The following is a 20,170-nucleotide window of genomic DNA, read 5'->3' on the forward strand; positions in this document are numbered from 1 at the left end:
GATGGGGTCGTTCCTCGCCGGCATCGTCGCCGACTTCGCGCAGCACTGGCCCCTCTACGTCTCGATCCCGATCGTCGCCGCGCTGATCGGCTACGGCACCAAGCTCGTCGCGATCCGGATGATGTTCCAGCCGGTGGAGTTCATCGGCGTCAAGCCGTTCCTCGGCTGGCAGGGCATCGTGCCCAAGCGCGCCGCGCGGATGGCGTCCATCGCCTGCGACACGATGACCGAGCAGCTGATCAAGCCGGCCGAGGTCGTCGCGCGGCTGGACGCGTCCCGGATCGCCCAGGAGATCGAGAAACCGCTGCTGGCCGGGGTCGAGGACATCGTCCGCGAGGTGGCGGGCCACTACCAGCCGGGCCTGTGGGAGTCGCTCCCGGTCCGCGTGCAGCGCCTGGTGATCGAGCGCGTCCAGCACGAGTCGCCGCGGATGGTCGCGGCGGTGCTCGACCTGATCAAGTCCGATGTGGACAGTGTGTTCGACCTCAAGGGCATGGTCGTCACCAGCCTGGTCAAGGACAAGCGCCTGCTCAACCGGATCTTCCAGGAGGCGGGCGCGAAGGAGTTCAAGTTCATCGCGCGCTCGGGCCTGGTGTTCGGCGGCGCGATCGGCATCATCCAGATGGTGGCGTGGGTGCTGTTCAAGTTCCCGCCGATCATGCCGATCTTCGGCCTGTTCACCGGCTGGTTCACGGACTGGCTGGCGCTGCGGATGATCTTCTACCCGATCGAGCCGCGTCGGTACTTCGGCGTCCAGTGGCAGGGGTTGTTCCTGAAGCGGCGCGCGGAGGTCGCGGAGGCCTACGGGTCGTTGATCGCGAAGGAGATCATCACCCCGCACAACGTCATCGAGGCCATCCTGCACGGGCCGCTGTCGGACCGCGTGCTGGCGCTGATCCAGCGCCAGCTCGACCGCGAACTCGGGAGCGTCGCGAAGCCGCTGCTGGTGTTCGCGGTGGGGAGCCGCAAGTACCAGGACATGAAGCTGTCGATCGCTTCGCAGATCATGTCCCGGCTCCCGGAGACGATGCGCTACATCGAGGACTACGCGACGGACGCGATGGACATCCGGAACGTGCTGGTCTCGAAGATGAAGCAGCTGTCCCCGAAGGAGTTCGAGCGCTTGCTGCGGCCGGCTTTCGAGCAGGACGAATGGATCCTGATCGCGACGGGCGCCGTGCTGGGGTTCGCGGTCGGTGAGGCCCAGGTCCTGCTGCTGGAGCACCTGGCGGCTTAGCCGACGTCGTAGGCTCGACGCGCTGCGGCGACCTTCGCCCGGTGCTTCGCCGCCCAGGCCGACAGCGCGTGCAACGGCTCGTCCAGCTCCGCCGCGTGGGGCGTCATCGTGTACTCCACCCGGGGCGGGACCTCCGGGTACACCTTCCGCGTCACCAGTCCGTTGCGCTCCAACCCTCGCAGCGTCAGCGACAGCATCCGCCGGGAGACGCCCTCCAGCGCGCGCTCCAGTTCGCTGAACCGCCGGGCGCCGTCGCCCAGCTGGACCAGGACCCGGATCGCCCACTTGTCGCCCACCAGGTCCAGGACTTCGCGCAGGGAGCACATCTCCGCCGGAAGAACTTCGCCGTTGTCCATCGCTGTGACCTCGTTCGTAACAGGAATGTGCCGTCGTACCAGGAAAGTGCCGTCTTCCTGCGGGAACGCCGGCGGTCCACGATCGATTCCGGCAAGCACCGGAAAGGAACGTGGAATGACGAAGACAGTGCGGTTCGCCGTCGAAGGCGGGCCGGAAGTGCTGGAGCTCGTGGACGTCGAGCTCGGCGACCCCGAGGCCGGGGAACTGCGGCTGCGGGTGGAGGCGATCGGGCTCAACCGGGCCGAGGCGATGTTCCGCTCCGGCACCTACTTCGAGCGCCCCGGCGCGTTTCCCGCGAAGCTCGGGTACTCCGCGTCCGGGATCGTGGAAGCCGTCGGAGAAGGGGTCACCGAGTTCGCGGCCGGCGACGCCGTGAGCACCGTCGCGGGCTTCTCGATGCGGGACTACGGCGTCTACGGCGAGGCGGCCATCGTGCCGGCGTCCGCCGTGCTGCGCCGCCCGGAAGGTCTCGACGCCACCGAAACCGTCGCGTTGTGGGGACCTTTCCTCACCGCGTACGGCGCCATCGTCGACGAAGGGAACGTCCGGCCCGGGGACTTCGTGCTGATCACCGCCGCTTCGAGCAGTGTGGGGCTGGCGACCATCGACGTCGTCAACCACATCGGCGCCATCCCCATCGCCGCCACGCGCACGGCCGCGAAGAAGCAGCGGCTCCTCGACGCCGGTGCCGCGCACGTGATCGTCACCGACGACGAAGACATCACCGGGCGCACGCTCGAAATCACCGGGCAGCGGGGCGCGGAGTTCGTCTTCGACGCCATCGCCGGTGACGGCGTCCGCAAGCTCGCCGCCGCCACCGCGAAAGGCGGCACGCTCGTCGTCTACGGCGCGCTCGACACGAAGGAAACGCCGTTCCCGCTGTGGTTCGTGCCCACCATGCGGCTGTTCAACGCCTTCGACCTCACCCTGGACCCCGGGCGCCTGGCCCGTGCGGAGCACTTCATCCGCGCCGGGGTCCGGGCGGGAACCTTCCGGCCGCGCGTGGACCGCGCTTTCGACCTCGCCGACATCGCCGCCGCGCACCGGTACCTCGAGGCGAACGGGCAGTTCGGGAAGGTGGTGGTCGGCGTGGGCGGCTGAGCGGGCGAGCAAGTCCACCCGAACGGCCGTACACCTGGACGTATCCCCGCGCTTACCTTGCGCCTCTACTGTGCGTCACGACTACGACCGGGCGGGGGAGCCCATGACTGCCGAACCTTGGCCGCAGGAGATCCGGCTGGCGGTGACCATGGTCGGGGGCGCCAGCCTCGCGATCTGGATGGGCGGGGTCGCCACCGAGACGTCGCAGCTGCTCCGGGAATCGCACGGCACCGCCGCGCCCGGGCGCTACCGCAAGCTGCTCGACCTCCTGCGGGCCACCGTCTCGCTCGACGTCCTGACCGGGACCAGCGCCGGCGGGATCAACGCCGCCTGCCTGGGCCTCGCGGAAGCTTTCGGCTCCTCGCCGGGGGTTCTGCGCGACACCTGGATCACCACCGGCTCGCTGGAGAACCTGATCCGGGACGCGCGCGAGAAGGAACCGCGGTCGGTGCTCGACGGGGACCGCGTGCTGCTCGATGACCTCGAAAAGGTGCTGTGCGAGATCACGGCGAAGGGCGCGCGCCCCGTCGAGGAACCCGACGTCACCGTGCTGCTCACCGGCACCATGATCGACGGCGAGACCACCCGGTTCGACGACGCGCTCGGGAACCTGGTGCGGGACACCGAACACCGGATGCTGTTCCGCTTCTGCGGTCCACTGTGGACCGATGGGGTGGAGGCGCCGCTCGCGCTGGCGGCGCGCTCCACCGCGTCGTTCCCGGGCGCGTTCGAGCTGTCCCGGATGCCGATCGGCACCAGTGGCACCGACCGGCTGCACCCCGACATGACGCCCTACACCGAGCTGACCCGCTCGCACTGGCTGACCGACGGCGGGGTGCTGCTGAACAAGCCGTTGCGGCCGGCGCTGCGCGAGATCTTCGAGCGCCCGTCGCACGCGGACGTCCGGCGGCTGCTGCTCTACGTCGTGCCGACCGGGGAAAAGGTCGCCGACGCCGTCGATTGCGACGCGGCGAACCCGCCGCTGCTGTCGAACGCGATGGCCAAGGTCGTCAACACCGTGATGAGCCAGTCGATCAGCGCCGAGCTGGACGACCTGACCCGCCACAACGACGCCGTGCTGCGCGCCAGGGACACCCGGGTTTCGCTGGCCGCGCTGGGTTTGCGCGGTGGGCCCGAATGCCTGGTCGACGCGCGGATCGCCACCGCGTACCGCGAGCGGCGGACCGCCGAGGACGCCGCCGATCTGGTCCGGGCCGCCGCGCGGCGGTATTCGATGTCCGAAGCGGACACCCCGGACCGCGAGTGGGCGTCCGGGATGTCGCGGCAGCTGCGCGAGATCGCCGTCGCCGGGCTGAGCAGTGGTGTGCCGGACCGGCCGCCGTCGGAGAGCCTCGCCGTCGCCGACCTGGTCGGCTACCGGACGACGGCGCTCGACGACGCCGTCGCGACCGGGCTGCAGCTGGTCAACGCCGGGTTCCGGCTCCAGCCGGACGCCGCGAGCGCCCAGGCGCTGAACGACGCCCGGGGCCAGCTGCACGCCGCGCGCTCGACGGCGTCGCGCGGGGTGCGGCTCGGGCAATGGGTGGCCGCGCACGACGGGCCCGGCGCGAGCAGCACCCTCGAGGTGTGGATCCGCGAGCTGGCCGAGGAGTGGGCCGGGCTGGGGCGTTCGGCCGCCGTCGCCGAGGCGTGGCCGAAGGTGGTCGCGGGCCTGCGCACGGCCGCGCCGACGCTGCGGGCGCTGGCCGCCGCCGGGGACGAAGCCGGCACGGTGACCACGCTGCTGGACTGGCTCGCGCTGACCTCCGATGTGGCCGACGACGTGGTCCAGGCGCGGCTGGTGGCCTTGCACGTGGCGACGCGTGGGCTGCTCGCGCAGGCGCCGTCGGTCGACCAGCGGGTCGACCTGGTGCAGGTCAGCGCCGATTCCCGGACGTTGCTGGACCTGACGCGCAGCCGGGCCGAGGACAAGCTGACCGGGCTGCAGGTGAACTACTTCGGCGCGTTCTACAAGGCGTCGTGGCGCGCCAGCGACTGGATGTGGGGCCGCGTCGACGGCGCCGGCTGGCTCGTCCAGTGCCTGCTCGACCCGGCCCGCCTCGAGACGCTGCGGGACATCCTCGGCCGGGAGCGGTTCCGCGACGAGCTCGTCGCCGCGTTCGGCCCGGACTGGCGCGCGCCGGACGAGCAGGACCGCTGCACGCCGGCCGAAGCGGCGCAGCTGCGTGCGCAGCTGAACGCCGAGCTGGCCTTCCTCGGCCTCGACGCCGACCTGAAGCCGGCCGAGTTCGGCACCGAACGGCCGGTCAGCCTGCCGGTCACGGCGATGGTGCTGGCCAGGGCGCGGCAGGCCGAGATCGCGGCGGAGGAGCTGCCGGTCGTCACGCTCGCCTCGCGCTACGACGCCGCCGACCGCAAGGGCATCGGGGAGGCCTTGGCGAAGGAACGCGAGCCGGCCGACGCCGGTGGCGCGCAGGCGCGGTTCCAGGCCTGCCGCGTCTCGGCGGAGAAGCTCGCCGGCGAGCAGGGCACCGCGCGGCTGACCCGCACGCTGGTCGCGCTCGGCGCGGCGACGGTGAACGCGGGGACGGTCGCGTTCCGCCTGCCCGGCGGCTGGCTGCGGACGGTCGCGGGCATCCTGCGCACGGTGGCCAGGAGCTCGGCGAAGGTCTCGCAAGGCGCGTCACGGCTGGGCACCGCGGGCTCGCTGGCCGCCGGGGTCCTCGCGCTGCTGGCGGGCTTGGTGCTCGGCAACAACGGCGGCGCGGTGCTGCAGTGGGTCGGTCTCCCGGTGCTGGCGGGCGCGGTCGTCTACCTGGCGACGGCGCTGCTCACGATGGGCCACCTCGCCCGGCGGCTGTTCGCCGCGCTGGGGGTGCTGGTGGTCGCGGCGCTGCTGCTGGCCGCGTTCTTGCCACCGCTGGCCCAGCCGTTCTTCGGCTGGCTCGGCGGGGTCGTCGCCGGCTGGCGCCGCGGGGACGGCGCGGTCTGGTGGCTGGTGGTGTCGGGGCTGCTGATCCTGCCCGCGGTCGTGATGCCGGTGAGCGCGATCGTGCGCGGCGTCCGCCACCGCAAGCGCGCCTGAGGCGTAGCTTTCACGTGAAAGCGACGCCTCGGGCCGGAGCGTGATCGGCCCGTCGCCTTGCGATCAACCCCGAATGGGTTCATCGTGCGCATAGGCCGCGAGCCACGCGCGAGCGACCCAGGCGCGCGTGTGCCCAAGCACCGTCCACTTCAAACATGTTTGTGGGACTCCTCACCGGGTACCCCGCGTCGCCGCAGGTCATCACGGGGGTCGTGAGCTGCGTCGCTGGCGAGCGGAAAATTCTCTGTTACGTTTCCTGAGTATGTCCGTAACGCACTTGATCGAATCCCCGACCAAGGCGGACGGCGCGGAGCTGTGGAGAATCGCGCGCGATTCCGCCAAGCTCGATCTCAACTCGCCGTACGCATACATGCTGTGGTGCCGCGATTTCGCCGAGTCTTCGGTCGTCGCGCGTGAGGACGGCAAGGCGGTCGGATTCGTCATCGCCTACCGCAGGCCGGACGAGCCCGAGGCCGCGCTCGTCTGGCAGGTCGCGGTCGACGCGTCCCAGCGCGGAAAGGGCCTGGCCGGGGCCCTGCTCGACGCGCTCTACACGAGACTCGTCGACGACGGCGTGCGTTACCTCGAGACCACGATCACCCCGGACAACGAGGCGTCCATCCGGCTCTTCGCGTCGTTCGCGAAGCGGTGGAACGCCGCGATGGAAACCAGTGTGCTGTTCGCCGGGGAAGATTTCCCCGAAGCCGGGCACCTGGCCGAAGAGCTTTACCGCATCGGTCCGCTCACACCACGCAAAGATCCGGGCGAGTAGGAGAAAAGAAACGTCATGAGCATCTTCGAAGAGCTCGAATCCGAAGTACGCAGCTACAGCCGCGGCTGGCCGGTCGTGTTCGACCGCGCGCAGGGGAGTCACCTCTACGACGAGAGCGGCAAGGCCTACCTCGACTTCTTCGCCGGCGCCGGCGCGCTGAACTACGGGCACAACAACCCGAAGCTGAAGCAGGCCCTCATCGACTACATCCAGCGCGACGGCGTCACGCACGCGCTGGACATGTTCACCGTGGCCAAGCGGGACTTCCTGCAGACTTTCCGCGACAAGATCCTCGACCCCCGCAACCTGAACTACAAGGTCGTGTTCCCGGGTCCGGGTGGCGCGAACGCCGTCGAGGCGGCGCTGAAGCTGGCGCGCAAGGTGACCGGCAAGGAATCGGTCATCAACTTCACCAACGCCTTCCACGGCATGACGCTGGGCGCGTTGTCGGTCACCGGCAACTCGATGAAGCGCGGCGGCGCCGGCGTCCCGCTGGTGCACGCCACCCCGATGCCGTACGACAAGTACTTCGACGGCGCGATGCCGGACTTCCTCTACTTCGAGAAGCTCCTCGAAGACTCCGGCAGCGGGCTCAACGAGCCGGCCGCGGTGATCGTCGAAGGCGTGCAGGGCGAAGGCGGCATCAACGCCGCGCGCCTCGAGTGGCTGAAGGGTCTCGACGACCTCTGCAAGCGCCACAACATCCTGCTGATCCTCGACGACGTCCAGATGGGCTGCGGCCGCACCGGCCCGTTCTTCAGCTTCGAGGACGCCGGGATCACGCCGGACATCGTGTGCCTGTCGAAGTCCATCGGCGGGTACGGCATCCCGATGGCGCTGACGCTGATCAAGCCGGAGCTCGACGTCTGGGAGCCCGGCGAGCACAACGGCACGTTCCGCGGCATCAGCCCGGCGTTCGTCACCGCCAAGGAAGCGATCGACGTCTACTGGAGCGACGACGAGCTCGAGAAGTCGACGAAGGCGAAGGGCGAGCGCATCGCCGCCGCGTTCTCCGGCATCGTCGAGGCCTACCCCGAGGCCGAACTGCTCGCCAAGGGCCGCGGCCTGGCGCGCGGCATCGAGTTCCAGAACGGCGACCTCGCCGGCCGCGTCTGCGCGGAAGCGTTTGCGCGCGGCCTGCTGATGGAAACCTCGGGTCCCGACGGCGAAGTCATGAAGCTGCTGCCGCCGCTGACCCTGACCGACGACGAGCTCACCCAGGGCCTGTCGATCATCGACGAGTCCATCAAGGCCGTCCTGAAGAAGTAAAGGAGTACGCCCGTGCTCGTGCGCACCCTCGACGAGGTCACCGACACCGACGCCGACATCAAGACCCCCAACTGGCGCAGCAAGAGAATCATCCTGGCCAAGGAGGGCGTCGGCTTCTCGGTCCACGAGACCACGCTGTACGCGGGAACGGTCAACGACTTCTGGTACGCCAACCACATCGAGGCGGTGTTCATCACCTCCGGTGAGGGCGAGATCGAAGACCTCGCCACCGGCAAGGTGTACGAGCTCAAGCCGGGGACGCTGTACCTGCTCAACGACCACGACAAGCACCAGGTCCGGCCGCGGACCGAGATCAAGTGCGTGTGCGTCTTCAACCCCCCGGTGACCGGCCGCGAGGTGCACGACGAAAACGGCGTGTACCCGCTGATCACCGAGGACGCGTAAAACACCGGAGAGGAAACAGGAGGCGAAGCCCGTGACGCTGACGGACACCCGGGTCGACGACACTTACCCGACCCGGATCACCGGTACGCCGGCTCACCTGCCGCGCGTGCACCCCACCGTGTGGGGTACCGAAGCCGACGGCCCGATCGACGCCGCCACGCTGGCGAACCACGAGACCAAGGGTTACACCGTGGTCGACGACATGCTCTCCGTCGGGGAGGTGCAGACGTACTGGCAGGAACTGGTGCGGCTGTCCTCCGACGCCGAGCTCGCCCGGGACGAGCGCGTGATCACCGAGGCGAAGACCGGTGAGGTCCGGTCGATCTTCGACGTCCACGAGATTTCGGACCTGATCGCCGAACTGGTGCGCGACCCGCGCGTGCTGGACCGGGCCCGGCAGCTGCTCGGCTCCGAGGTGTACATCCACCAGAGCCGCGTCAACTACATGCCGGGGTTCAAGGGCACCGGGTTCTACTGGCACTCGGACTTCGAAACCTGGCACGCGGAGGACGGCATGCCGTCCCCGCGCGCGGTCAGCTGCTCCATCGCGCTGACGGACAACTACCCGTTCAACGGCGGCCTGATGATCATGCCGGGCTCGCACCGGACGTTCGTCCAGTGCGCCGGCGAGACGCCGGACGAGAACTACAAGAGCTCGCTCAAGGACCAGCGGGTGGGCGTGCCGAACGAGGACGACATCACCCGGATGGCGGCCGAGCACGGCATCGACCAGTTCACCGGCCAGGCGGGCTCGGCACTGTGGTTCGACTCGAACATCATGCACGGCTCCGGGAACAACATCACGCCGTACCCGCGCTCCAACATCTTCCTGGTGTTCAACAGCGTGGAGAACGCGTTGCAGGAACCGTTCGCGGCCAGCGTCCCGCGACCGGCCTTCATCGCCGGGCGTGACTCGACCCCGATCTCGCGCTGAAGTGACCGGCCCGGCGGTGACGGACCCGGTGCGCTTTGTTACCGTGTCGCCACCGCGCGGGCGTGTGGTCCGCGCAACAGACGTCTTCGCAGACGATCGGCGGCGGGTGCTTCGCTCGGGGTGAGCACACCCGCCCGATCGCCCGCGAAGACGACGGGCGGACCGCGCCCCCTGGCGGCCCGGCCGGGAGTTCCAGCACGACCCCGTACCACCGGATCGGGACCGGTGGTACGGGGTCGTGTCATGTCCGGGGGATGTCGCAGGGCGTGGACACCCGCGCTGCGGAATCCGCAGACCGCCAAAACTCCTGGTACCGGACCTGCTCGACAACCTGTCACCACGGTAGGTTGATTTTCGCGGCAAAGCGGAACCCGGGGAGGTGGGCGCGAGCATGGCCCCGATCCGGTTCCGGCTGCTCGGCCCCGTCCAGCTCGTCCACGGCGACGAGCCCGTCCCGATCGGCGGGCCCGGCGTGCGCGGCCTGCTCGCGCTGCTCGCCCTCAAGCCCGGGAAGGTCGTCGGGCTCGACGAGATCATCGACGCGCTGTGGGGGCACGATCCGCCCGCGACCGTCCGCACGATCATCCACGGCAACGTCTCCCACCTGCGAAGGATCCTGCGGGAGATCGACGGCCCCAGCATCCTCACCACCCCGCCGGGCTACCGGCTCGACGTCGACCCCGACCAGGTCGACGTCCACCGCGCGCACGCGTTGCTGGACCGGGCTTCGGTGGCCACGCCCGAGGTCGCGGCCGCGCTGCTGGCCGAGGCGCTCACGCTGTGGCAGGGGCCCGCGCTCGGCGGCGTGCCCGACTCGCTGCGGGCGCCCGAACTCGAAGACCTCCGCCTCGCCGTGCACGGGGCCCGCGTCGACGCCGACCTCGAACTCGGGCGGCACGCCGAGCTGATCGTCGAGCTCAGCCCGATCGTGCGGGCCGATCCGCTGGCCGAGCGGACGGCGGGGCAGCTGATGCGGGCGCTGTACCACGCCGGGCGCCGCGGGGACGCGCTCGAGCTGTACCGGACGGTCTCGCGCGCCACCCTCGGCACCCTGGGCGTCGAGCCCGGCGCCGAGCTGCGCTGGCTGCACGAGCGGGTGCTCAACGACGACCTCCCGCCGCTTTCACGTGAAAGCTCCCACCAGGGGGCGTCGCTTTCACGTGAAAGCGACGCTGCCGCGAAGCCGATTTCGCAGTTGCCGGCTGCCGTCCCGAGCCTGGCCGGGCGCGCGGAAGAGCTGGCCTGGCTGGACGGGCTCGTCACCCGCGCCGAAGCCGGGGAGACCACGATCGCCGTGGTCACCGGCACCGCCGGGGTCGGCAAGAGCACCCTGGTCGTGTGGTGGGCGCACCGGGTCGCGTCGCGGTTCCCGGACGGCGTCCTCTTCGCGTCGCTGCGCGGTTTCGACCCGCACCACCCGCCGCTGGAGCCGGCCGAGCTGCTCACCCAGTTCCTGCTCGGCCTCGGCGTCGAGACCGCGAAGGTCCCGGAGCTGCTGCACGAGCGCGTCGCGCTGTACCGGTCGCTGATCGCCGGGCGGCGGATGCTGGTGCTGCTCGACGACGCCCGCACCGCCGAGCAGGTGCGCCCGCTGCTGCCGCCGAGCGCCCGGACGATGACGGTGGTGACCAGCCGCTCGCGCCTCGACGGGCTGACCGTGTCGAACGCCGCCAAGCAGCGCGTGCTCGGCACCCTCGCCCCCGACGACGCCGTCCGGCTGATCGAGGAGCTCGCCGGCCCGGCCGACCTCAACCACGCCCTCGCACGGCTCTGCGGCTACCTCCCGCTCGCCCTCCGGATCGCGGGCGCGCGGCTGTCGGCGAGCGCGCTGCGCACCGCGGAGGAGATGGTCGACGAGCTCGGCAACGAGCGCACCCGGCTGGCCGGCCTGCAGGTCGAGGGCGCCGAAGACGGCGTGCGCGCCGCGTTCGACGTCTCCTTCCGCGGTCTGCCCGGCGAGATCGCCGAGACGTTCCTGCAGCTCGGCGCGGTGCCCGGGGTACTGGTCGGGCCGCACGTGATGGCCGCGGTCGCGCAGATCCCGGTCACCGAGGCGCGGCGGCGGCTGCGCGCGCTGGCCGCGCACAACCTCATCGCCGAGACCGCCCGTGACGTCTTCGTCCCGCACGACCTCGTCTGGCTCTACCTGCGCGAGCTCGCGGAACAGGAACTCGGCGAGAAGGAGCGGGACGAGGCGCTCGGCTGGACCGTCCGCTACTACCAGGCCGTCGCCGACCGGGCGCGGCGCCGGCTGGGCCCGGTCGCGGACCCGCTCGACTTCACCGGCGTGCTCGCCGACGACGCGATGCCCCCGTTGCGCGGCTTCACCGAGGCGCACGACTGGTTCGCGGCCGAGTGGCCGAACCTCCTCGCGGTCCTCGACGCCGCGTTCGCCGCGGGCCGCCTCGACGACGTCTGGCGGCTGGCCCGGCTCGGGCACAGCTACCGCCTCGCCTGCCCGCTGCTGGACGAGTGGACGCGGATGGCCGACCTCGGCGTCGCGGCCGCCGAAGCCGCGGGCGACGTCGCCGGACAGTGCTGGCTGCGGCTCGCGCGGTCGGAGATCGCGCTGGCCTTCGAACTGCCGGGGTTCGGCCACGCCGACGCCGAGCGGGCGGCGGAACTGGCCACCGGACTCGGCGACGAGCGGCTGACGACGTCGGCCGACCTGCACCTCGGCCGCGCGCTCAGCCGCCTCGGCGAGCACGAACGGGCCATCGAGCGGCTGGGCAAGGCGGTGGCGGAGGCCGGCGACGTCACCCTGCGCGGTCAGGCGCTCAGCAGCTGCGCCCAGGCGGAGAAGCGGGCGGGCCTGCTCGCCGAGGCCATCGCCCACCAGCTCGCCGGCCTGCGCATCGACCGCGAACTGGGCGACGACGACCGGGTCGTGGTCTCGCTCGACAAGCTGGCCGACCTCAGCCTGCGGGCCGGCGACCTCGAGGCGGCCGAGCGGTACGTCTGGGAAGCGATCGACCTCGCGATCAGCCGCGAGTTCGTCGCGCGGGAGGGTGCGCTGCGGCTGACGCTGGGCCGCGTGCTGCGGGCCCGCGGCGACATCGACGGCGCGCGCGAACAACTCGCGTTGTCGGTGCGCATTTACGAGCGGGTGCACCCCAAGCTCGTCGGTGAGGTGCGCGCCGAACTCGCCGAACTGCAATGAAGATTCGCCCGCGCTTTCGAGCTGCGACAACTCGGTGTCGCCCCGATGCATTCATGGCGATGATTCGGTTGCGAATGGGTCACGGCCGGGCTCGCGCCGTGAATCCTTAGTGGATTCTTAGTGGGCGCGGGCGGCGTCCGCGTAGGTTCGGCGGTGCCGGCGGAGCCCTAGGGGAGGGGCAGGCTGAGACGCCGGCGCCGGGCCCCGCGCGGGAAACCGCGACGGGGCCGGGAGCCGCCAGGAGCGGCTCGTGGCGATCCGGCCGGCCGACGTGGGGGTAGGCCGGCCGGTCGCCAGGCAGGGGATCAGCCCACGTTGGCGGTGCACAGCGCGATGGTCGTCCCGCTGTTTTCCGCGACCTTCTTGCCGTCGACCGAAATGGCGCACTTGATTTCGTTGTTGACGTTCGAATTGCGGGTGTCCGCGGTGAGCGTCAACAGGTACGAACCATTGTTGTACGAAGCCTCGCCTTGCCACGCGTCGGTGCTGGCGGGCGCGTTTTCGGTGCGCTGGTCGCTCAGGCTGCCGTAGCGGACGGTCGCGCCGCCGGCCGAGGTGACCTCGAAGACGACGGAGTGCTTGTCGCCCGCGACGGCGGGCAGGTGCAGCCCGGACTCGCCGCCGCCGAGGAAGGTCGAGTAGAGCAGCAGCCCCGCCGTCGACAGCAGGGCGGCGACCGAGACGACGGTGGCGGTGATCGCCACCCCGCGGTCGCCCGTGGTGCCCTTCTTGACCTGGACCAACCCGGCGATCGCGAGGATCAGCCCGAGCCCGGCCAGCGGCCACGCGACGAATCCGATGTCCGGGACGAACGCGACACCCAGTGCGGCCAGGCCGAGCAGCAGGCCGACGATCGCCAGGATGTTCCGCCCTGGCTTCGCGTTCGCTTGACGACGCTCCGTGGCCGTCACCGGCGGCGCTGGTCTGCCGTGGCGCGCGGTGGTCGGCGGGTACTGCGGGTCGGTCATCATGCGGGCCCCTTCGGGTGGGAGTGCGACGACGTTAACCCATAAGAGTGCCCGCGAACGAAATTGTTACATTCTGGAAAAAGTCATTGTCCCACCATTTTGCGGTGAGTATCGGTATTTCCTGACATCGCGCGCAGGGTGTGGCGATGTGATCAATGGGAAGAATATCGGTGGTCCCACTGTTTTCGTGGCCGTGCGGCCTACGACGACCGTCGGTACCGGTGTTCAAGACGAAGGTCGCAAGCTGGACTTTTCAGTCGAAAAGGCTCACTTCTGGGGTGATTTCGAGGAGTTCGAACACCGGACGCCCGCGGCGGCCGTCGATCGTCGTCGTGCGAACGACGCGCAGCCGGGCGGTCACCGGGCGGTCGAGGTTCTCCTTGATCTGGTCGAGCAGGTCCGGCGCCACCGCGCCCTGGATGGTCCCGCCGGACTCGCGGTCGAGGTAGAAGATGCGCCGCCGGGTGCGCACGCCGTCGAGCCGCCCGCGCACCGTCTCGTAGCCGACCGCCTCGCGGGACTCGCGGAGGCTGCCCTGGAGGATCCGGGCCTGTTCGGTGGTCATGCTCCGGGTGACCTGCTCGCCCGCGGTCGGGGTCAGCGCCATCCCGATGCCGGCGTTCTTCGCGACGGCGTTGACGATGTCGCTCACCGCGTTGCGGACGGTGTCGCGCTGCAGCAGCACGGCGTCGAGCGCGCCGTCGTCCGAGCCGTTCGCCGGCAGGAAGTCGCACAGTTCCTTGACGGCGCGCTCGGAAAGTGTCTCGATGCCGTCGAGGATGAGCGCGTCATCGGAGACGTCGAGCTCCGGGAAGCCGAAGAAGATCGCGTTGCCGGCCTGGCCGCGCTGGATCAGCGGTGCTTTGTCGCGGTCGGCCTGCTGGACCTGGGTGACCTCGCCGGACGGGTTCCGGATGATGTGCCCGATCTTCGCGGTCGCGTCCTGCAGCGCGCGGCTGATGTCGGAGAAGGTGTAGGCGTCGATGGTCTGCTCGCCGATGACCGAGACGTGCAGCAGCGGCGAGCGGGACGTCCGCTCGAACTTGGCGTTGGCCGCCATCGCCGAGGCGCGCGCGAGGTCGTCGAGCCACGTGCCGCCGGGGATCTCGTCGGCGATGCGCCGGAACTCGTTCCTCACCAGATCATCTCCGGGTAGCCCCTGCCGCCTTCGGCCCAGACCTCGGCCCAGGTGTCCTCGTCGCCGGGACGGCAGAGGAAGCCGTCCAGCATGCCGCCGACCGGCTGCACCTGGTCGAGGTACATCGCGGGCTGCCCGACGATGACGCCGCGCAGCGTGAGCAGGCCGTACAGCGCCGACCGGCCGGCGTCGTCGAGCCGCTTCAGCGCGCCCCACTCGTCCGGGATGAGGACGACGTCGAGGCCGCGCGGCGGGTGCGCGGTGCGGGTGATCAGCTCACCGCCGATCCAGGCGCGGCCGGACGGCATGATCCGGCGGGCCACGCCGAGGTAGCTGTTGAGCGCGCTGAAGAGGATCTCGCGCTCGTTCTGGTGCGGCGCGTCGAAGACCAGGCGCTCGTAGACGTCGGCGAGGTCGCACGCGTGGCGGCCCGGCGGCAGGACCTGCTGCGCCGTCCAATGGGGGAGCGCCACGCCACTCCCTCCTCAGCCTCGCTCACAGTGCGTAGCCGAATTTACCAGGATGGGTGTCAGCCGCCGCGCCCAGGCTGCTGCGGCCACCGTGGAGCGGCTTCTTCGCTCTCGGGCCAGGCCGGTTCTTCTTCGGTCGGCCAGTCCTCGGCCTCGGCCCCGCGCTGCGGCGGCAGCGGCAGGTGCCCTTCGCGGTGACCGGCGGGCTCGGGCTCGTCGTCGGCTTCGGCGGGCTCCTTGGGCGGGCCCTGCGCCCACGCGGCGGGGATGAACTGCGTCTGCTCGGTGGCGAGCGGTTCGTCGTACCGCGGCTCGGGTTCCGGCTCGTACGGGGCTTCGGGGACTTCGGCGGGCTTCGCGGTCCGCAGGACGAGCCACGACGTGAGCGCGCCGAGGGCGAAGGCGACGATCAGCCACAGCCAGATCTGCCCGAACAGCCACAACATCGGCACCACCCCTTCAGATGACCGTGATCTCGACCCGCCGGTCCTCTTCGCCGCCGCTGGCCGGCCGGGTGTCGCCGAGGCCCCGGTAGGTCACGCGCTTGGTCGTGAGGCCGTTGGTGGTGAGGATCCGCGCGACGGCCCGCGCGCGGTCCCGGGACAGCTTCAGCGCGGCGCTCTCGCCGCCGGGCCCGCGGCCGACGTGGCCGGTGACGCGGTACCGGAAGGTCTCCGGCGCCTTGGCGAGCGCGACCGCGATCCCGCGGGCGGCCTGCTCCCCTTCGGGCGTGAGCCGCGCGGTGTCCGGCACGAAGGTCACGGGCGCCTCGGCGAGCAGCCGGTCGATCTCGGCCTGCACCCCGGCCTTGTCGGTCGGCGGCGGCGCGGTCGTGGTCGTGGTGGGCGGCGGAGGGCTGGTGCTGGTGCTGCTGCTCGGCGGCGGTGCTTCGGTGGTGCTCGGGGCCACGGGGACGACGTCGCCTTCGAACTCGGCGGTCCGGACGCCGTCGACGCCCTGGACGACTTCGAGGGCGCGGAGGGCCTGGCCGGGCGGGAACCCGTTGAGGGTGGCGTCCCGGCCGTCGAAGCTGACGTTCCCGGCGGGCAACCCGGCGGCGGCGAGCGCGGCTTGCGCCCGTGCGGTGAGGTCACGCTGGACGCTCCCGGCCTGCGCCCAGGTCACGACCCCCGCGAGCAGCGCCGTGACCAGCACCGCGATCGGGACCAGGAGGATCCAGCGACGCCGACCGGACATAAGGGGACTGTAAGCCGGGCGGGACGGGTTGGCGAGTCGGCCGGGGAGGTCCGTCCACAAGTTGTCCCCAGGCAAGTCGACATGTGGACAACTCGGGGCTCTGTGATCAGGCGAGCACTTTCCGGCACATGGCGGCCCGCAGTTGTCTTGAATGACTCATTCAGGACCTCCGGGGACCTGAATGAGTCATTCAAGACGGCAACGGCCGGCCCTAGCTGGCCTGCTGAGCGTTGTCCGGCACCTCGAGCACCTCGAGCGGAGCCAACGGCGTCAAGGGAGCCAACGGCGCCAGCTGCGGCCGCTTCGGCGACAGCCCGTCCCCCATCGACTCGCCGCGCAGCTGCCGCCGTATCCACGGCAGCAAGTGCACCTTCGTCCACGTCAGGTCCGACCGCCGCGAGTCGATCCAGCGGCTCGGCACCGCCTCCGGCGGCCACGGTTCGCGCCAGTCGCCCTCGACCGGGATGCCCAGGACCTCCGCCGACTTCAACGCGATGCGGCGGTGGGCGTCCGGGGAGAAGTGGAGGCGGTCGTCGCTCCAGGCGCGGCGGTCGTGGAGGGGGGTCATCGCCCACAGGTCGACCATGCGGGCGCCGTGGCGCTCGGCGATGGCCCACAGGTGGGTGTTGTAGATCGCGACCTTGCCGCGCAGGACCGACATCACCGACAGGACCTTCGTGTCCGGGCCGTTGAACATCAGCACCGGGATGCCCGCCTCGCGCAGCTTGGCGACGCCCTCTTCCAGGCGCTCCGCGACCGCGTCCACGTCCGCGCCCGGCACGATGATGTCGTTGCCGCCCGCGCAGAGGGTGACCAGGTCGGGCTTCAGCTCCAGGGCGATCGGGAGCTGCTCGTCCATGATCTCGTCGAGCATCTTGCCCCGCAGCGACAGGTTGGCGTACCGGAAGTCGGGCCTGCCCGCCGCCAGGATCTCCGCGAGCCGGTCGGCCCAGCCCCGGAACGAGCCGTCCGGCAGGGCGTCGTTGAGGCCCTCGGTGAAGCTGTCTCCTATGGCTACATAGCTGTCGATTCCGTACACGTGGGTCCCCTTCCCCATCCTGCGACCGACTCCCCGACATGTAGTTGTACACCACAACTAATCATCGGGGTCCAACCCCCGCGAAACTCCAGTCGTTCAGCTCGGAGTAACAGTGTCTTATCTTGTCGGCCTTCTGCGCTCCCCTATTACGCAGTCTTCACCTTCGGCATGCCGTGAAACAGCACACTCGGCGGCAAACCGGGCACCCGATGTGGCGAAGATCTCCCTGCTTGGAGCGTCCCGGGCGGTTTCCGGCAGGCTGGACACGTGTCCGGAGAACCCCGTGAGTCGCTCGCGCAGATCCTCGGCGGCCGCCGGGGTGCGCTCGACGCCAGCGTCCCGCCCGCCGGTTTCGTCGTCGGCTGGCTCGTGGCCGGGCAGTCCGTCGCCTGGGGGGCCGGGGCCGCCATCGCGGTCGCCGTCGGGCTCGGGGTCTACCGGGTCGTCCGGGGCGGCAAGGTCCGCGCGCTCGTGGTCAGCCTGGCCGCCGTCGTCGCGGCCGCGCTGATCGCCCTGCACACCGGTCGCGCGCAGGACTTCTTCCTGCTGCAGCTGATGTCCAATGTGGCCAGCGCCCTGCTGTGGGCGGCCAGCATCGTGGTGCGCTGGCCGTTGCTCGGCGTCATCGTGGGGCTGCTGCTCGGGCAGAAGACGCGCTGGCGCCGGGACGAGGTGCTGCTCAAGGCGTACTCGCGGGCCAGCTGGGTGTGGGTGCTCCAGTACGTGCTGCGCGTCGTCGTCTACGGCCTGCTGTGGTGGGCCGGCCAGGTGATCGCGCTCGGCGTCGCCCGCACGGTGCTGTCGTGGCCGCTCGTGGCGCTGACCGTCGCGGTCAGCGGCTGGGTGCTCTACCGCGCGTTGCCGCCGGAGCACCCCGGCCTGCGCCTGGCGCCGGAGACCAGCTCGGACGACGTACCCGGGGCATAAGGCGGCCCCCGGCGAGGGGGGAGGGTCCGGGGGCCACTGCCTACGGTACCCGGACTACCCGGGTTCAGTCGACGTTTTCGCGCTTTCGCGCCGCGTTTTGCTCAATCTCCCCGTGACGTGGGTCTCGGTGCGCCCTCGCCGAAGGCGTCCACGGCAGCCAGCCAGGCCGCCCCGAGCACGCCATCGGAGCTGGTCAGCACCTCGAGGCCGGACAATCCACGGCGGACGAGCGCGCCGACCGGGCTGTCCCCGGTGAGCACCGAGCCGACGAGCACGACCGGAGTCGACTCGCCGGGCTCGCGCGCCGCGAGGGCGTTCGCGACCAGCAGCTCGGCCGCCCGGGCGACGATCTCCCGCGCCGCGGGCTCGCCGGCGTCGTGCGCCGCGCTCACCAGCGGGGCGAAGCGGGCGAGCCGCACCGGTGCCTCGGCGTTGGCGGTCGTGATGAGCGCGCGGGACGCGGCGAGCCGGTCCGCGTCGGTTCGGACGTCCAAACCGGACGGTCCGAGCGCGGCGGCGAGCACCGCCGACGGCAGGCCGTCCAGCGGCAGGCCGCGGCCGAGAGCATCCAAAGTGGAACGGACGGCTTCGCGACCGAGCCAGAACGCCGATCCCTCGTCGCCGAGCAGCCAGCCGTAGCCACCCGCGGTGCCGGCCAGCCGCCGCTTGCGGATGCGGCCCGCGATCGAGCCGGTGCCGGCGACGAGGACCGTCCCGTCGGGAGCCGAAGTCGCCGACGCGTACGCCACTTCGGCGTCGGCGACGGTCCGGACCACGCCGGTGAGCCCGATCCGCGCCCACGCCGCCTCGAACACCGCCGCCACCGCCGGATCGCTCAGCTTGCTGACCCCGGCCATGCCGACGACGCACGCCCGCACCTCGCCGGGGTCGCGGCCGCCGAGTGCCGCGACGATCGCGTCGGCGATCCGGCCCGCGGCGACCTGCGGCGCGTGCGCGTTGGGGTTGGCGCCTTCGCCGCGCCCGCTGCCGAGCACGACGCCGGCGGCGTCGACCAGTGCGGCCCTGGTCGACGTGCCGCCGGCGTCGACGCCGATCGCGGAGGTCACCGGGTCTTGGTCACCTTGAGCAGGCCGCGCGGGTTGTCCGGGTCGCCGCCGCGCGCCAGCGAGAGGCCCAGCGCGATCTGCTGGATCGGCAGGATCTCCAGGATCGGCGCCAGCTCCTCGACGGTCTGCGGGACGTCGATGCGCAGCGCCGCGGGGGTGTCCGCCGACGCCGAACCGACCGCGACGACGTCCGCGCCGCGCTTGCCGACGGCGTCGATGACGTCGCGCATGGCTTCCGCGCCGTGCCCGGCACTGGTCACCGCCAGCACCGCGGTCTGGTCGTCGACCGCGGCGACCGGGCCGTGCAGCAGGTCCGCGCCGCTGTACGCGCGGGCCGCGAGGTAGCTCGTCTCGGCGAGCTTGAGCGACGCCTCCAGCGCGGTCGCGTAGGAGTAGCCGCGGGCGGCGGTCAGGACCCGGTTGACGAACCGGTACCGGTCGACCGCCCGCTGGACGCCCTCGGCGGCGCCGTCGAGGGTCTGCTGCGCCAGCTCGCCGATCTTCTCGGCGTCGGCCGCCTTGCCGCCGCGCACCGCGTCGATGAGCAGGTACAGCGCCATCAGCGTCGCGGAGTACGTCTTGGTCGCCGCGACCGCCTGCTCGACGCCGGCGCCGATGTCGACGCCGAGCTCGGACGCCGCCCGCAGCGGCGAGTCCGGGGTGTTGGTCACGGAAACGGTCAGGGCGCCCTGGCGTCGCGCCGTTTCGGTGACCTCGATCAGGTCAGGGGAGCCACCGCTTTGGCTGACGGTGACGAACAGCACGTCCCGCAGATCGGGCCGCGCGCCGTACAGGGTCGCCGTGGACGGGGAAACCAGACCGGCCGGCAGGCCGAGGAGTACCTCGATCAGGTACTTCGCGTACAACGCTGCGTGGTCACTCGATCCACGCGCGGCGAGCAAAGCGAAGCGCGGAGGTCGTTGTGAGATCTTTTCCGCCACTTCGGCGATTTCCGCCTGACGCTGCACCAGTCCCGCCAAGACGTCCGGCTGCTGGGCGATCTCCGCGGCCATGTGCTCGCCGGGCCGTTGTTGGGTCATCATTTTCCTCTCCACCTCCGGCATTATGTACCGGACTCAGGCG

General features: G+C 71.0%; 18 protein-coding genes. 9 read left to right on the forward strand and 9 right to left on the reverse strand.

From position 1 onward, the window contains the following. Nucleotide 1 precedes the first annotated feature (1 nt). Nucleotides 2-1,237, forward strand: coding sequence for a DUF445 domain-containing protein (locus H4696_RS37745; protein ID WP_086858923.1), 1,236 nt, complete (start codon nt 2-4; stop codon nt 1,235-1,237). On the opposite strand, the gene H4696_RS37750 is transcribed toward H4696_RS37745, so the two are convergent. Beyond that, a complete protein-coding gene (locus H4696_RS37750; protein WP_086858924.1) occupies nt 1,234-1,593 on the reverse strand; it encodes a winged helix-turn-helix transcriptional regulator in 360 nt (119 codons plus the stop codon). The genes H4696_RS37745 and H4696_RS37750 overlap by 4 nt on opposite strands. 115 nt (nt 1,594-1,708) lie before the next feature. On the opposite strand from H4696_RS37750, the gene H4696_RS37755 reads away from it, so the two are divergent. The 7 genes from H4696_RS37755 (at nt 1,709) to H4696_RS37785 (ending at nt 12,281) form a co-directional block, all read left to right on the forward strand. Then, entirely contained in the window at nt 1,709-2,695 is a 987-nt protein-coding gene (locus H4696_RS37755) for a zinc-dependent alcohol dehydrogenase family protein (RefSeq protein ID WP_086858925.1), read from the forward strand. 103 nt (nt 2,696-2,798) lie between these two features. Then, entirely contained in the window at nt 2,799-5,741 is a 2,943-nt protein-coding gene (locus H4696_RS37760) for a patatin-like protein (protein WP_086858926.1), read from the forward strand. A 217-nt stretch (nt 5,742-5,958) separates the two neighbouring features. Next, entirely contained in the window at nt 5,959-6,513 is a 555-nt protein-coding gene (gene ectA, locus H4696_RS37765) for a diaminobutyrate acetyltransferase (RefSeq protein ID WP_338064902.1), read from the forward strand. Nucleotides 6,514-6,528: 15 nt separating this feature from the next. Further along, nucleotides 6,529-7,782 carry a diaminobutyrate--2-oxoglutarate transaminase gene (gene ectB / locus H4696_RS37770; RefSeq protein ID WP_192782758.1) on the forward strand — a complete coding sequence of 418 codons (1,254 nt, stop codon included), beginning with the start codon at nt 6,529-6,531 and terminating at the stop codon, nt 7,780-7,782. Between the two features lie 12 nt (nt 7,783-7,794). Next, nucleotides 7,795-8,187: an ectoine synthase gene (locus H4696_RS37775; protein ID WP_086862814.1), complete on the forward strand. Its 393-nt coding sequence runs from the start codon at nt 7,795-7,797 to the stop codon at nt 8,185-8,187. Between the two features lie 31 nt (nt 8,188-8,218). Beyond that, nucleotides 8,219-9,121 carry an ectoine hydroxylase gene (thpD, locus tag H4696_RS37780; protein WP_086862815.1) on the forward strand — a complete coding sequence of 301 codons (903 nt, stop codon included), beginning with the start codon at nt 8,219-8,221 and terminating at the stop codon, nt 9,119-9,121. A 391-nt stretch (nt 9,122-9,512) separates the two neighbouring features. Further along, nucleotides 9,513-12,281 (forward strand): AfsR/SARP family transcriptional regulator, encoded by a 2,769-nt coding sequence (locus H4696_RS37785; RefSeq protein ID WP_086862824.1) that lies wholly within the window; start codon nt 9,513-9,515, stop codon nt 12,279-12,281. A 305-nt stretch (nt 12,282-12,586) separates the two neighbouring features. On the opposite strand, the gene H4696_RS37790 is transcribed toward H4696_RS37785, so the two are convergent. The 6 genes from H4696_RS37790 to H4696_RS37815 all read right to left on the reverse strand — a co-directional run bounded on the left by H4696_RS37790 (nt 12,587) and on the right by H4696_RS37815 (nt 17,093). Then, on the reverse strand, nt 12,587-13,252 hold the full coding sequence (locus tag H4696_RS37790; protein ID WP_086862816.1) for a hypothetical protein: 666 nt from the start codon (nt 13,250-13,252) through the stop codon (nt 12,587-12,589). A gap of 250 nt (nt 13,253-13,502) precedes the next feature. Then, nucleotides 13,503-14,387 carry a hypothetical protein gene (locus tag H4696_RS37795; protein WP_086862817.1) on the reverse strand — a complete coding sequence of 295 codons (885 nt, stop codon included), beginning with the start codon at nt 14,385-14,387 and terminating at the stop codon, nt 13,503-13,505. Continuing rightward, nucleotides 14,384-14,860 (reverse strand): DUF6932 family protein, encoded by a 477-nt coding sequence (locus H4696_RS37800; protein ID WP_086862818.1) that lies wholly within the window; start codon nt 14,858-14,860, stop codon nt 14,384-14,386. The genes H4696_RS37795 and H4696_RS37800 overlap by 4 nt, the downstream gene beginning before the upstream one ends. A gap of 56 nt (nt 14,861-14,916) precedes the next feature. Next, a complete protein-coding gene (locus H4696_RS37805) occupies nt 14,917-15,303 on the reverse strand; it encodes a hypothetical protein (protein WP_086862825.1) in 387 nt (128 codons plus the stop codon). 13 nt (nt 15,304-15,316) lie between these two features. Beyond that, nucleotides 15,317-16,054 carry an OmpA family protein gene (locus H4696_RS37810; RefSeq protein ID WP_225955911.1) on the reverse strand — a complete coding sequence of 246 codons (738 nt, stop codon included), beginning with the start codon at nt 16,052-16,054 and terminating at the stop codon, nt 15,317-15,319. A gap of 211 nt (nt 16,055-16,265) precedes the next feature. After that, entirely contained in the window at nt 16,266-17,093 is an 828-nt protein-coding gene (locus H4696_RS37815) for an SGNH/GDSL hydrolase family protein (RefSeq protein ID WP_086862827.1), read from the reverse strand. A gap of 267 nt (nt 17,094-17,360) precedes the next feature. Between H4696_RS37815 and H4696_RS37820 the strand changes: the two genes are divergently transcribed. Beyond that, nucleotides 17,361-18,020, forward strand: coding sequence for a DUF3159 domain-containing protein (locus tag H4696_RS37820; RefSeq protein WP_086862819.1), 660 nt, complete (start codon nt 17,361-17,363; stop codon nt 18,018-18,020). A 101-nt stretch (nt 18,021-18,121) separates the two neighbouring features. Here the strand turns inward: H4696_RS37820 and H4696_RS37825 are convergent, their stop codons facing one another. Together H4696_RS37825 and H4696_RS37830 are read right to left on the reverse strand one after the other, a co-directional pair. Further along, nucleotides 18,122-19,087: an N-acetylglucosamine kinase gene (locus H4696_RS37825; RefSeq protein WP_086862820.1), complete on the reverse strand. Its 966-nt coding sequence runs from the start codon at nt 19,085-19,087 to the stop codon at nt 18,122-18,124. Continuing rightward, on the reverse strand, nt 19,084-20,130 hold the full coding sequence (locus H4696_RS37830) for an SIS domain-containing protein (RefSeq protein WP_086862821.1): 1,047 nt from the start codon (nt 20,128-20,130) through the stop codon (nt 19,084-19,086). The genes H4696_RS37825 and H4696_RS37830 overlap by 4 nt, the downstream gene beginning before the upstream one ends. Nucleotides 20,131-20,170: the final 40 nt, after the last annotated feature.

The organism is Amycolatopsis lexingtonensis (assembly GCF_014873755.1).
GTDB classification, from domain to species: Bacteria; Actinomycetota; Actinomycetes; order Mycobacteriales; family Pseudonocardiaceae; genus Amycolatopsis; species Amycolatopsis lexingtonensis.